This is a genomic window from Nonomuraea jabiensis (assembly GCF_014204795.1).
Taxonomy (GTDB): domain Bacteria; phylum Actinomycetota; class Actinomycetes; order Streptosporangiales; family Streptosporangiaceae; genus Nonomuraea; species Nonomuraea jabiensis.
In genome coordinates this window covers 1,793,923-1,806,049 of sequence record NZ_JACHMB010000001.1, presented here as the reverse complement: position 1 = coordinate 1,806,049, position 12,127 = coordinate 1,793,923, and the positions used below count along the sequence as shown (strand labels likewise).

Annotated in this window: 12 protein-coding genes and 1 tRNA gene; 9 read left to right on the top strand and 4 right to left on the bottom strand. The window is 69.5% G+C overall.

Going from position 1 to position 12,127, the window contains the following annotated elements:
- Positions 1-12 precede the first annotated feature (12 nt).
- The 8 genes from HD596_RS07740 (at position 13) to HD596_RS07705 (ending at position 5,691) form a co-directional block, all read left to right on the top strand.
- Entirely contained in the window at positions 13-807 is a 795-nt protein-coding gene (locus HD596_RS07740; RefSeq protein ID WP_185068614.1) for a uracil-DNA glycosylase, read from the top strand.
- A gap of 95 nt (positions 808-902) precedes the next feature.
- Positions 903-2,219: an NAD(P)/FAD-dependent oxidoreductase gene (locus HD596_RS07735; RefSeq protein ID WP_185068613.1), complete on the top strand. Its 1,317-nt coding sequence runs from the start codon at positions 903-905 to the stop codon at positions 2,217-2,219.
- Between the two features lie 80 nt (positions 2,220-2,299).
- Positions 2,300-2,812 (top strand): glycine cleavage system transcriptional repressor, encoded by a 513-nt coding sequence (locus HD596_RS07730; RefSeq protein ID WP_185068612.1) that lies wholly within the window; start codon positions 2,300-2,302, stop codon positions 2,810-2,812.
- A gap of 16 nt (positions 2,813-2,828) precedes the next feature.
- Positions 2,829-3,404 carry a peptide deformylase gene (locus HD596_RS07725; RefSeq protein ID WP_185068611.1) on the top strand — a complete coding sequence of 192 codons (576 nt, stop codon included), beginning with the start codon at positions 2,829-2,831 and terminating at the stop codon, positions 3,402-3,404.
- 49 nt (positions 3,405-3,453) lie between these two features.
- A tRNA-Leu gene (locus tag HD596_RS07720) sits at positions 3,454-3,526 on the top strand.
- Between the two features lie 498 nt (positions 3,527-4,024).
- The gene (locus HD596_RS07715) at positions 4,025-4,816 is read left to right on the top strand and encodes a Bax inhibitor-1/YccA family protein (protein WP_185068610.1); all 792 of its coding nucleotides are present in this window, start codon (positions 4,025-4,027) and stop codon (positions 4,814-4,816) included.
- Positions 4,817-4,985: 169 nt separating this feature from the next.
- On the top strand, positions 4,986-5,219 hold the full coding sequence (locus tag HD596_RS07710) for a DUF4287 domain-containing protein (RefSeq protein ID WP_185068609.1): 234 nt from the start codon (positions 4,986-4,988) through the stop codon (positions 5,217-5,219).
- Between the two features lie 64 nt (positions 5,220-5,283).
- A complete protein-coding gene (locus HD596_RS07705) occupies positions 5,284-5,691 on the top strand; it encodes a PPOX class F420-dependent oxidoreductase (protein ID WP_185068608.1) in 408 nt (135 codons plus the stop codon).
- A 296-nt stretch (positions 5,692-5,987) separates the two neighbouring features.
- On the opposite strand, the gene HD596_RS07700 is transcribed toward HD596_RS07705, so the two are convergent.
- The 3 genes from HD596_RS07700 to HD596_RS07690 form a co-directional block, all read right to left on the bottom strand.
- Positions 5,988-7,202 carry an acetyl-CoA C-acetyltransferase gene (locus HD596_RS07700; protein ID WP_185068607.1) on the bottom strand — a complete coding sequence of 405 codons (1,215 nt, stop codon included), beginning with the start codon at positions 7,200-7,202 and terminating at the stop codon, positions 5,988-5,990.
- Between the two features lie 44 nt (positions 7,203-7,246).
- Positions 7,247-8,605, bottom strand: a complete 1,359-nt coding sequence (locus HD596_RS07695) for an outer membrane protein assembly factor BamB family protein (protein WP_313043164.1) — start codon at positions 8,603-8,605, stop codon at positions 7,247-7,249.
- An 88-nt stretch (positions 8,606-8,693) separates the two neighbouring features.
- Positions 8,694-9,701: an SGNH/GDSL hydrolase family protein gene (locus HD596_RS07690; RefSeq protein WP_185068605.1), complete on the bottom strand. Its 1,008-nt coding sequence runs from the start codon at positions 9,699-9,701 to the stop codon at positions 8,694-8,696.
- A gap of 146 nt (positions 9,702-9,847) precedes the next feature.
- Between HD596_RS07690 and HD596_RS07685 the strand changes: the two genes are divergently transcribed.
- Positions 9,848-11,218: a cystathionine beta-synthase gene (locus tag HD596_RS07685; protein ID WP_185068604.1), complete on the top strand. Its 1,371-nt coding sequence runs from the start codon at positions 9,848-9,850 to the stop codon at positions 11,216-11,218.
- Here HD596_RS07685 and HD596_RS07680 read toward each other — a convergent pair.
- The gene (locus HD596_RS07680) at positions 11,215-12,072 is read right to left on the bottom strand and encodes an NAD(P)-dependent oxidoreductase (RefSeq protein WP_185068603.1); all 858 of its coding nucleotides are present in this window, start codon (positions 12,070-12,072) and stop codon (positions 11,215-11,217) included. The two genes, HD596_RS07685 and HD596_RS07680, sit on opposite strands and share 4 nt — an antisense overlap.
- Positions 12,073-12,127: the final 55 nt, after the last annotated feature.

Genomic DNA, 12,127 nt, shown 5'->3' with positions numbered 1-12,127 from the left:
ACCATCGGTGTCATGAGCTTCGTACCTCCTGGCACCGGCTGGCCGGAAGACCCGGCGACCGCTGACACCCCGGTCGCCCTCGACCCCGCGGACGTGCGCCGCCTCGCCGCCACCAGTGACACCCTCGCGGAGCTCACGGCCGGACAGTCCGTCTGCCGTGCCTGTCCCCGCCTGGTGGAGTGGCGCGAGCAGGTCGCCGAGGTGAAGCGGCGCGCGTTCGCGGACGAGACGTACTGGGGCCGCCCGGTGCCCGGCTGGGGCGCCGAGCGCCCGCGGATCCTGCTGGTCGGCCTGGCACCGGCCGCCCACGGGGGCAACCGCACCGGGCGGATCTTCACCGGCGACCGCAGCGGCGACTGGCTGTTCGCCTCGCTGCACCGCACCGGCCTGGCCACGCAGGAGACCAGCACGCACGCCGGGGACGGGCAGCGGCTCATCGACACGCGGGTGGTGGCCTCCGTGCGGTGCGCGCCGCCCGCTAACAAGCCGCTGCCCTCGGAGAAGGCCGCCTGCTTCCCGTGGATGGCCAGGGAGGTGGCGCTGGTGGCGCCGTACGTACGGGTGGTCGTGGCGCTCGGCGGGTACGCCTGGCAGGCCGTGTGGCCCGCGCTCAAGGACGCCGGCTACGAGCTGCCGCGCACCAGGCCGCCGTTCGGGCACGGGGCCGAGGTGGAGGTCCGCCACTCCGGCGCCCCCGTCACGCTGATCGGCTGCTACCACCCCAGCCAGCAGAACACGTTCACCGGCCGCGTGACCGCCCAGATGCTCGACGACGTCTTCACCAGGGCCAGGTCACTGGCTGTGTGACGCGTTCCACCACCCCCGGGTTGGATTCATCAAGAGCGCTTGACGTAAGCTTGTGAATGCTTTCACAAGCACTCCACGAGGGATGGGGCCTCAGGATGAACAAGCACATCTTGATCGTCGGCGGTGGATACGTCGGCCTGTACACAGCGCTCCGGCTGCAGCGCAGACTCCAGCGGGAGCTGCGCGGCGGCGAGGCACGCATCACGATCATCGACCCCCAGTCCTACATGACCTACCAGCCCTTCTTGCCTGAGGCGGCGGCGGGTAACCTCTCGCCCCGGCACGTGGTGGCGCCGCTGCGGCGGATCCTGCCCAAGGTGCGCATCCTCAACGGCAGGGTCACCAAGGTCGACCACTCCGAGCGCACCGTCACGTTCCAGCCGCCCGAGGGCGCGCCGCGCCAGGTGGCCTACGACGTGATCGTGATGGCCGCCGGATCAATCTCGCGCACGCTGCCGATCCCCGGCCTCACCGACATCGGCATCGGCTTCAAAGCCGTGGGCGAGGCCATCGCCCTGCGCAACCGCGTGCTGCACCTGCTCGACGTGGCCGAGTCGACCGACGACCCGGAGGTGCGGCGCAAGGCGCTCACGTTCGTCGTGGTCGGCGCCGGGTTCGCGGGCGTCGAGGCGCTCGCGGAGCTGGAGGACATGGCCAAGGACTCGACGCGCTACTACCGCAACATCAAGCCGTCGGACCTTCGCTGGGTGCTCGTGGAGGCCACGAACCGGGTGCTGCCCGAGGTCGGCCCCGAGATGGGCAGGTGGACCCTGGAGCAGCTGCGCGAGCGCGGCATCGACGTCAAGCTCGAGACCCGCCTGGAGTCCTGCACCGACGGGCACGTGATCCTCTCGGACGGCTCGGAGTTCGACGCGGAGACCCTCGTGTGGACCGCGGGCGTCAAGCCCAGCCCCGTGGTCAACGACAGCGACCTGCCGCTCGACGAGCGCGGCCGGATCAAGTGCACCGCCATGCTCACCGTCGCCGGCACGAGCGACGCCTTCGCGGCGGGCGACGCCGCGGGGGTGCCCGACGTCACGAACCCCGGCCAGTACTGCGCCCCGAACGCCCAGCACGCCGTCCGCCAGGCCAAGGTGCTGGCCGACAACATCGTCCGTCACCTGCGGGGCCAGCAACTGGTCGAATACCGCCACAAGTATGTCGGATCGGTTGCCGGTTTGGGCCTGCATCAGGGTGTCGCCAATGTCTATGGCGTCAAGCTTCGCGGATTCCCTGCGTGGTTCATGCACCGGACCTACCATCTGTCGCGGGTGCCGACGCTGAACCGCAAGGTCCGTGTCGTCGTCGATTGGACCCTGGCCCTGTTCTTCAAGCGCGAGACGATCTCGCTGGGTGAGATGGAGCACCCGCGTGAGGACTTCAGGGCCGCAGTCGCGACGACCCGTCGCTAGCCCAGGAACGGCAAGCGCCCCGGCGAACCTCGCCGGGGCGTATTCGGCACCCCTGGTCGCAAGCGGAAGGGGTGCCACGGGTGGGGCTCTCAGCGGTGACCGTGCTCGGCGTCGACCGGCCCGGCGTGATCGCCGCGGTCACCGGTTCGCTCGCCGACTGCGGGGCGAACATCCAGGACTCGACGATGACCTTGCTCGGCGGTCACGTGGCGATGATGCTGCTGGTGTCGGGCGATCTCGACTCGGCCGAGCTGCTGAAACATCTGTGCGCGCCCGATCTCGTGGTGACCGCCTCGGCCATCGAGGCCCAGCGGCACTTCTGCGAGGAGGGCGGCGGTCTCGGTTACGTGCTGACCGTGCACGGGCCCGACCGGCCCGGGATCATCTCGGCCATCAGCGCCGTGCTCGCCGCGGACCGGGGCAACATCACCGGGATGAGCACCAGGCTCACCGGCCGTCTCTACGTGCTGATCGCGGACGTCGAGCTACCGAAGGAGGTGGACGTGGCGGCGCTCATGCGCAGGCTGGCGGCCGTCGGCGCCAGCCTTGACTCGGAGATCACCTTCCGCCCCGTCGAACCGGACCTGCTGTGAACGAGCCGGAGGACATATGAACGGGTGGGGCGGCGTGCCCTGGGGGGCGCCCGGCGGCCGTGACGTACTCGGCGGCCGCATGGGCATCCCCCGCGAGGTCCTCGGCGCCCCGCACCCGCTCCTGTCCACCGCCGCCGAACCGGTCGACCCCACCGCCCCCGAGATCGTGGCCGCCGCCGCCGATCTCCTGGCCACCCTCCGCCGGGAGCCCGCCACGACCGGGCTGGCCGCCCCCCAGATCGGCCTGAGTTGGCGCCTGATCGCCTTTGACGCCGGACTCCACCCCCGGAGTCGTTCATGGGCCGGAGAGCTCGTCCTGGCCAATCCACGCCTCGCCAGAGCGTCCCACTGGGACCCGGGCCGCGAGGGCTGCACGTCCATCGCGGGGCTCACGGCAGATGTCCTCCGTGCCACCCGTATCACCGTACGTGGGCATTTGCCAGGTACGGGGGAGCCCGTCACCATCGAAGCGGACGCCTTCGAAGCCCGCTGCATTCAGCACCAACTCGACCATCTGGACGGTCTACTCTTCTTGGACAGAGTCCCCGGAGCCCTCTCACTTCACCGCAGACTTCACAGTTGTGACGCCTGATGCGAAGTTGTGCTCCTCTGAACCATGGTCTGTTTCGTATGATTGCGGCGCCCCCGTAGCCCAATGGCAGAGGCAAACCCCTTAAAAGGGTTGACGTGCGGGTTCGAATCCCGCCGGGGGCACTTGCCGTCTTCATCGCCTTTGGGTCCCTGACCTGGAGGTTTACCGCGATCGTCGGACGGGCCTGTTGCGGCCGATATCGAGTTGTTACGCAGAGGCGCCTCCTCCAGGCGCTTCCCCCCTGGTGGACGGGGCTCTGGGCGCCGATGCCGGACCGGTTGAGCCCGACGCGGAGCGGCCGAGTAAGCTCGGGTGGGCGTCGTTTACTTTCTCCTTCGGCCATATTGACAACGGGCTGTCTTTCTGCCTCTTCGGACCTCTCTCGAACGTTTCTTTCTGTGAATGCCTGACTACGCAATTACTACCGGTCTTTTCTCGTGGACGCACAGTAAATAGGGCGTGCCGAGGCCCTGGTGCCGGGGCTGGGATGATCTTGACGGACGAGCTCGATGACCTTGGGAACTCTCGGCCTGGCATGTTCGTTGGGTAGCTGCCGACTAACACGTCAGTTGACCAAGGTGTCGCCGCGCCCCGTAGGCTCGGCGCCACAGGAGGCATCGATGGAGAGCAAGAACCCCGTCTTCAGCAGGTCGCGGCAGCAGTCCGCGGGCTGGGCCGGCCCGGCCCCGTCCCCCAGCCAGCTGCAGAACATGTACGACGCGCCGTCGTACGCGCAACCCACTCGGCCCGCGTACCGCACCATGACGCTAGACGACGTCGTCGTGCGCGGGTTTCTCACCCTCGGGGCTCTCGTCGCGGCCGCCGCCGCGGCCTGGGTCCTCAACGTCCCGCCCGGGATCGCCATTGGCGCCGCGATCGTCGCGCTGATCCTCGGGCTGATCGCCTCGTTCACGCAGAGCACCAACCCGGCGCTCATCCTGGGGTACGCCGTCGCCGAGGGCGTGTTCCTCGGCAAGATCAGCTCTGTCTTCGAGGGCATGATCAGCGGCATCGTGCTGCAGGCCGTGCTCGGCACGGCGTTCGCGTTCGGCGCGGTGCTGACGGTCTACTCGTTGCGGATCATCCGCGTCACGCCCAAGCTCGTGAAGTTCGGCCTCGCGGCCGGCATCGCGGCGCTCGGGCTGCTGCTCGTCAACCTGGTCCTCGGCTTCTTCGTCGACGGCGGCCTCGGCCTGCGCACCGACAGCCCGATCGGCTGGGTGTTCAGCATCGTCATGATCCTGATCGGCTGCTTCTTCCTGCTGCTCGACTTCGACTCGATCGAGCAGGGCGTGCGGCAGGGGGCGCCGGAGAAGTTCGCGTGGCAGTGCGCGTTCGGTCTGACGCTGAGCCTCGTCTGGATCTACCTCGAGGTGCTCCGGTTCGTCAGCTATTTCACCAACAGTGACTGATCGTTAACGTCCGCGTCACCCCCGGGGGCCTCGCCGTTCAGGCGGGGCCCTCTCCGTGTGCGACCGAAAATCTACGTGCCGTCACGAAATGATGCCTGGCTAGGGGGTTGCCATTCGGACGTCAGTGTTGCAGTGTCGAGCGAAAGGACCGTTATCCGCGGAGGTGCCCATGTCCTTGAACCACTCACCGGAGACGCAGACAAAGCTGATCGCAAGGGTCCCGTCCATAACGGGGCGCGAACTCCCCGAGTGGTTCCAAGCCATCGACAACGGCCCGGCTTTCCTGAGGTGTGACGAGCGGGCCAACTGGCTTGCCGACGAGCACGGGCTATCCCACGGCTACGCCGCCGCGATCGTGCACGAACACGAGCGGCACCGCCGTAACCGTATGGGCTTCATCTAAGCCCATCCATCCTCGCGCCCGTGCCCTGAGCGCGGGCGCGTCCTCATGGCGTCATCATGAGGAGATGGACCTCGACAAGGCACTGGCCTTCCTCCGCACCCACCACCACGCCGTCCTGCTCACCAGACATCGCGATGGGCGCCCGCAGATGTCCCCGGTGACCGCCGGCGTCTCGGGCGGCCAGATCATCATCAGCACCCGGGAGACGGCCGCCAAGGTCCGCAACGCCCGCCGCGACCCGCACGTCTCGCTGTGCGTCTTCACGGACGCCTTCTTCGGCGAATGGATCCAGGTGGACGGCACGGCCGACATCCAGTCGCTCCCGGAGGCCATGGAGGGCCTGGTCTCGTACTATCGCGACATCTCCGGCGAACACCCGGACTGGGACGACTACCGCGCCGCCATGATTCGCGACCGCCGCGTCCTCCTCCGCATCACCCCCCACCACGCCGGCCCCGACACCCACGGCTGACCCACTCCCGGGGCGCGTGGTGGGCTCGGCGGGTCGTTTGGGCGCCGGGTCGGCGGGGTGGGGTGCGGTGGCGCCCGGCGCAAGGCGGACGGCGCTCAGGGCGCGCTGGCTGGTGCGCGTGCGGGCGCTGCTCGGCGCAAAGGTGGGCGCGGGCAGGACGGAGTGATGACCGGGCAACCTTGGGCTCGCGTAGCGGCGCTCAGCCGGTGAAGGGTCAGCGGCCGTTTCCCTGGAGGGCCCTCAGCCGGAGTGCGGAGGGTGGTTGCCCGGGCACCGCGTAAAAACGGATTGAAGGATCAGAGGCGCTCGAGGATCATCGCCATCCCCTGGCCACCACCCACGCACATGGTTTCCAGTCCGATGCTCTTGTCGTGGTGCTGGAGGCTGTTGATCAGCGTGGACGTGATCCGCGCCCCCGTCATCCCGAACGGGTGCCCCACCGCGATCGCCCCGCCGTTGACGTTGAGCCGGTCCAGCGGAATCCCCAGCTCCCGATACGACGGGATCACCTGCGCCGCGAACGCCTCGTTGATCTCCACGAGGTCCACGTCCTCGATCGCCATCCCCGCCCGCGCCAGCGCCTGCTTCGAGGCCTCCACCGGCCCCAGCCCCATGATCTCCGGGGACAGCCCGGTGACCCCGGTCGAGACGATCCGGGCCAGCGGCGTGATCCCGAGTTCGGCGGCCTTCACGTCGCTCATCACGATCACGGCCGCGGCCCCGTCGTTCAGCGGGCAGCAGTTGCCGGCGGTCACGGTCCCGTCGGGCCGGAAGACCGGCTGGAGGGTGGCGACCTTCTCGTACGTCGTCCCCGCCCGCGGCCCGTCGTCCTTCTCCACCACCGTCCCGTCCGGCAGCGTCACCGGCGTGATGTCCTTGGCCCAGAACCCGTCGGCCAGCGCCTTCTCGGCCAGGTTCTGCGAGCGCACCCCGAACTCGTCCTGCTCCTGGCGGCTGACCCCCTTGAGCTGGGCGAGGTTCTCGGCGGTCTGCCCCATCGCGATGTAGATGTCAGGAATGGCGCCGTCCTCGCGCGGGTCGTGCCACACCTTCCCGCCTTCGGCGAAGGACTTGGTACGCGCCAGGGCGTCCAGGAAGACCGGGTTGTGCGTGTCGGGCAGCGAGTCGGAGTTGCCCTTCGCGAACCGGGACACGGTCTCCACCCCGGCCGACACGAACACGTCCCCCTCGCCCGCCTTGATCGCGTGGAAGGCCATCCGCGTGGTCTGCAGCGACGAGGAGCAGTAGCGCGTCACGGTCGTGCCGGGCACGTTGTCCAGCCCGAGCATCACCGACACCACCCGGGCCATGTTGAACCCCTGCTCGCCCCCGGGCAGCCCGCACCCCAGCATGATGTCGTCGATGGACGAGGGATCGAGCTGGGGCACCTTGGCCAGCGCCGCCTGGATCATCTGCACGGTCAGGTCGTCGGGGCGGATGTCCCGGAGCGAGCCCTTGAAGGCCCGGCCGATCGGGGAACGCGCGGTCGCGACGATGACTGCCTCGGGCATGGCCCCTCCTTTGTCGGTGCTACAGATAGAACTATATTCCGGTCCTATCCGTACATACCTGGCGCGGTGGAGGTTTGGTCGTTGATGGCGTGGACAGCCCCCTTCTCGTCGCGCCACAGCCGCCACCCGTCCTGGCTGCCGGTGAACCAGGGGGGCGGCACGACCGCGCCCTTGACCTGCTTGCCGGTGGCGAGGTCGTACTCGCAGACGGCCGCCGTCGAGTAGAAGCCCGGCGCCTGCCCGCGCAGCGGCAGCGGCTTGGGGTCGGTGACGCAGAAGGACCAGCCGTCCTGCCCCTCCACCGGCACCGGCTTGCCCGAGACCAGGTCGAACGCCGTGCCCTTGGCGTCGTGCTTGAGGAAGCCGAGCTTGTCCATCCGGTCGGGGAAGGCCAGCCACCAGCCGGACCCGGGCACGTCGGCCGCGGTGACCTGCCCGACCACCCGGCCGCTCTCCGAGTCCAGCCGGGCGAAGCCGCCGTAGGCGCCCTGGCGGTCGACGGGCCGTACGACGGGGGCGTAGCCGGGGCTGCCGCTCGGATAGACGCGTACGACCGAGGGTCGCATCCAGTTGATCGTCCCGTCGGCGATCTTGACGGAGAAGAGGCCGAAGGTGGAGACCTTCTTCGTCTGGGGGTTCGTGTAGGGGGCGACGTAGCCGACCAGATTGTCGCCGGTCGCCCCGAACGCCCACCCGCCCGACATGTCGATCCCCGGCCCGAGCGCCTGCTCGATCGGCTGCTGCCACTGCAGCTTGCCGGTCTTGAGCTCGTACGACTCGATCATGGGGTTGGCGGCCAGCCTGAGCAGCAGGACCCGGCCCGGGTCCGACCACTCCACCTCGGAGATCCCCGGCAGCTTCCACAGGGTCTTCCCGGTGGACGGGTCGAGCACCACCATGCGGGCCTTGGTCAGGGCCGTGTGCTCCGACACGCAGACGTACGGCCCGCACCGCTGCGGCCCGAACGTCGAGTGCACCGGCCTGGTCCACTTCTGTGCCCCCGAGCGGGCGTCGCGGGCGATGAGCGTGGCGTTCCAGCGGCCGCTCTTGGCCGGGTCGAGCGCGACGACCACGCCCTGGCCAGGGGACGTCTCGACGACCGCCGGGGCCGAGACGCCCATGCCGGGCAGGCGGCCGGCCATCGTGGCCGGGTAGGCCCACAGCCGCTTGCCGTCCCGCAGGCCGAGCGCGACGGTCTCCAGCGAGCCGTCGGGCTTCATGGAGGTGGCGGCGACGACCCCGCCCGCCACCGCCGTCCGGCTGACGGCGTTGACCTGGGTGTTCTGCCAGGTCGGGAAGGTCGGGGTGGTGGCCGCGTCGCTGCCGGAGCAGGCGGCCGCGGACAGGACGCCGACGAGGGTTCCGGCGAGGGCGACGGACGGTTTCCAGAGGGGTCGCTGCACGGGCAATCCACTCCAAAGGGGACGAGGAGTGGCGACGCAGGCGCGCAGAGTAACCGACATTCGGCTCGGCGGGCCTTGACGGGGGACGTCAGGCGTCGTCGAGCGTCTCGCCGAGCCGGGACGTCAGACGCCGTGCGTCGTTGAACGTCTCGCCGAGCCGCCGGCGGAACAACGTCGCCCACTTGCCGTGCAGGCCCGTCGCCCGTCCGTCGACCCGGGTCGCGGTGACCTCGGTGCCGGGCTCCTCCGCGGCCGTAGCCGCCGCAAGGTAGATCGGTTGTAGTGCTTCGCCACGTGCGGGACGCGGCTCAGGCCACAGCCCCAACGCAGCGCACACTGACGGTAGCACTGCGTTAGCGGCCTGCGCGTAACCTCGGGCAGATGGATGGAAACGATCCGGTCCGAACATTTCTGTCGGATTTGTAGCGAACTCGGGGCCCAGGAGGTCGGCGAACGCCACCGTACGGCCGCCCGCGTCCACCACCGCCACCGTCTGCGCCGCGGCGAGCTGGCGGCTCCACCGCCGCGCCACCCAGCGCAGCGGCTGCCCGATCGGCCGCACCGTGCCGAGGTCGGGACACGTGCCCACGACCACCTCGACCCCCGCGTCCCGCAGCCGCCGCACGGCCTTGGCCAGATGGCGTACGGCGACGGCGGGCGGCGTCTGCGTGATGATGTCGTTGGCCCCCACGAAGATCACCGCGATGTCGGTCTCCATGGCCAGGGCCTTGTCCACCTGGTCGCCCAGTTCGGACGAGGGCGCGCCCGACTTGCCGACGACGATCAGGCGCACCGGGCGTTCGGCGACCGAGGCCAGGCCGTGCGCGAGCAGCCCGCCGGGGGTCTGGGCGGGGTCGGTCATGCCGAGCCCGACCGAGGTGGAGTCGCCGAGCATGGCGAGCTTGAGCGGCTCGCCGGGAAAGTCACCGTACGTGCCGTCGGAAGGCGGCCCGTCCAGGCCGTGCGGCTGCCCGATGGCCCTGCGCGCGAGCAGCCCTTCGGCGACCAGCAGCCCGTACGCCGTCACGCCGAGGGCCGTCAGACCGCCACCTCCGAACGCCGCGGCCGTGGCGATCTTGCGTGCCGCGCGCGCCATACCAGCTGGCCAGACCACCTTGCGTGCCCTCCTAGTCGAACTCAGCGGTAGCGTTTGCTTGAAAACTAGCCGAGTGCCGGCCACCCCCACTGGATCTCGGCCACTGGCAAGCTGACCAAGCTTCGGTAAAGAAGGTGAACACCTCGGTGCGCGTTTACGATTCCCTGGTTGATCTCATGGGGAACACCCCGCTCGTCAGGCTGCACAAGGTCAACGCGGGCCTGTCCGCACAGGTGCTGGCCAAGGTCGAGTACTTCAACCCGGGCGGCTCGGTCAAGGACCGCATCGCCGTACGGATGATCGAGGCCGCGGAGGCGTCCGGCGAACTGCGCCCGGGGGGCGTGATCGTCGAGCCGACCTCCGGCAACACGGGGGTGGGCCTGGCGATCGTGGCCCAGCAGAAGGGTTACCGGTGCCTGTTCGTGGTGCCGGACAAGGTGGCCCAGGACAAGATCGCGGTCCTGCGGGCATATGGGGCCGAGGTCGTGGTCTGCCCGACCGCCGTCTCGCCCGACCATCCTGACTCGTACTACTCGGTCTCCGACCGGCTGGCCCGCGAGGTGCCCAACGCCTGGAAGCCCGACCAGTACTCCAACGTCAACAACCCCGACTCCCACTACCACTCGACGGGTCCGGAGATCTGGGAGCAGACCGAGGGCCGGATCACGCACTTCGTCGCGGGCATCGGCACCGGCGGCACGATCAGCGGCACCGGCCGCTATCTCAAGGAGGTCTCCGGCGGCCGCGTGAAGATCATCGGAGCCGACCCGGAGGGTTCGGTCTACTCCGGCGGCAGCGGCCGTCCGTACCTGGTGGAAGGGGTCGGCGAGGACATCTGGCCCGCCACGTACGACACCAAGATCTGCGACGAGATCATCGCGGTGTCCGACAAGGACTCCTTCAACATGACCCGCAGGCTCGCCCGCGAGGAGGGGCTGCTGGTCGGCGGCTCCTGCGGGATGGCGGTCGTGGCGGCGCTGCGGGTGGCGGCCACGGCCGCGCCCGACGACGTGATCGTCGTGCTGCTTCCCGACGGCGGGCGCGGCTACCTGTCCAAGATCTTCAACGACGACTGGATGGCCGACTACGGCTTCCTGACCACGTCCTCCGAGGAGGGGCTGGTCGCCGACGTGCTGGCGCGGAAGGGGGCGGGGCTGCCGGAGTTCGTGCACGCGCATCCGCACGAGTCGGTGGGCACGGCCATCTCGATCATGCGGGAATACTCGGTGTCCCAGCTCCCGGTGATGAAGGAGGAGCCGCCGGTCATGGCGGCCGAGGTGGTCGGCTCCATCGTCGAACGCGACCTCCTCGAAGCCCTCTACCACGGCAGACTCTCCTCCGACGACCCGATCGGCGATCACATGTCGGCGCCACTACCCATGATCGGTAGCGGCGAACCTGTGGCCCGCGCGGTCGAGGCGCTGGAGAAGGCCGATGCGGCCGTCGTGCTGGAGGACGGCAAGCCCTCGGGCATGATCACCCGCCAGGACCTGCTCGCCTTCCTCGCCAATCACTAGGGATTTCTGATCGACTCGATCACGGTGCCGAGCCCCTCGTGGCCCCGGCCCTCGGCGTCGGCGCGCTCGAACAGCGCCTTGAGCGCGCCCGGCACCGTGGTCTCCAGCCCGGCCTCGGCCAGCGCCTCCACGGCGTGACCGATGCCGACGGCCTGCATGTGCAGGGAGTTCAGCTCGCCCGGATACTTCCCGGCCGCGAACTCCTCGGCCAGGATCTTGGCGTACCCCATGGGGCCCTCACCCCCGAGCTGCGTGAACAGGTCCCGGGCGAACGGCAGGAACTCCGCGGGCGCGGTCCCGGCCGTGTTCAGCATCGCCATGGCGTGCATGAAGCTGGTCAGGCTCGACCAGAAGATCAGGAGCTGGGCCTGGTAGTACATCATCGCCAGCGCCTGGTCCGCCCCGACGTAGGTGACCTCGCTCAGCGCCTCCAGCGTCCCGGCGTGCCGGTCGAGCACGTCCTTGGGGCCGCTGTAGAAGGTGTACGCCCCCGGCTGCCCGATCCCCGGCGGCGGCACCATGATGCCCGCCGTGATCAGCGTGCCGCCGCGCTCCTCCACCCACTTGGCCGCCCTGCGCAGCGCCTCCGGGGTGTCGGAGCTGAGGTTGACCACCACTTTCCCGTCCAGCCTGGCGTCGCCGAGGCTGTCGTACATCGCCTGGTAGCTGATCTGGCTGACCACCAGCAGGTCGCCGTCCGCGGCGCTCGCCGCCTGCCTGGCGCCCCGGGCGACCAGCGGTCCGGTCTTGCTCGCCGTACGGTTCCAGACCGCCACCTCGTGCCCGGCGGCCAGGAACGTCTCGGCCATCTTCGAGCCCATCGGGCCCATTCCCACGACTGTCACTTGACTCATGCCCGACACCCTCGGGCACGCCGCTACGGAAATCCTTCGGCCCCGCCACGGGTTG

Excerpts from the sequence above, each read along its gene's own strand:
- HD596_RS07740 (WP_185068614.1), top strand. The coding sequence starts at position 13 with ATGAGCTTCGTACCTCCTGGCACCGGCTGGCCGGAAGACCCGGCGACC.
- HD596_RS07735 (WP_185068613.1), top strand. The coding sequence starts at position 903 with ATGAACAAGCACATCTTGATCGTCGGCGGTGGATACGTCGGCCTGTAC.
- HD596_RS07725 (WP_185068611.1), top strand. The coding sequence starts at position 2,829 with ATGAACGGGTGGGGCGGCGTGCCCTGGGGGGCGCCCGGCGGCCGTGAC.
- HD596_RS07715 (WP_185068610.1), top strand. The coding sequence starts at position 4,025 with ATGGAGAGCAAGAACCCCGTCTTCAGCAGGTCGCGGCAGCAGTCCGCG.
- HD596_RS07710 (WP_185068609.1), top strand. The coding sequence starts at position 4,986 with ATGTCCTTGAACCACTCACCGGAGACGCAGACAAAGCTGATCGCAAGG.
- HD596_RS07705 (WP_185068608.1), top strand. The coding sequence starts at position 5,284 with ATGGACCTCGACAAGGCACTGGCCTTCCTCCGCACCCACCACCACGCC.
- HD596_RS07700 (WP_185068607.1), bottom strand. The coding sequence starts at position 7,202 with ATGCCCGAGGCAGTCATCGTCGCGACCGCGCGTTCCCCGATCGGCCGG.
- HD596_RS07690 (WP_185068605.1), bottom strand. The coding sequence starts at position 9,701 with ATGGCGCGCGCGGCACGCAAGATCGCCACGGCCGCGGCGTTCGGAGGT.
- HD596_RS07680 (WP_185068603.1), bottom strand. The coding sequence starts at position 12,072 with ATGAGTCAAGTGACAGTCGTGGGAATGGGCCCGATGGGCTCGAAGATG.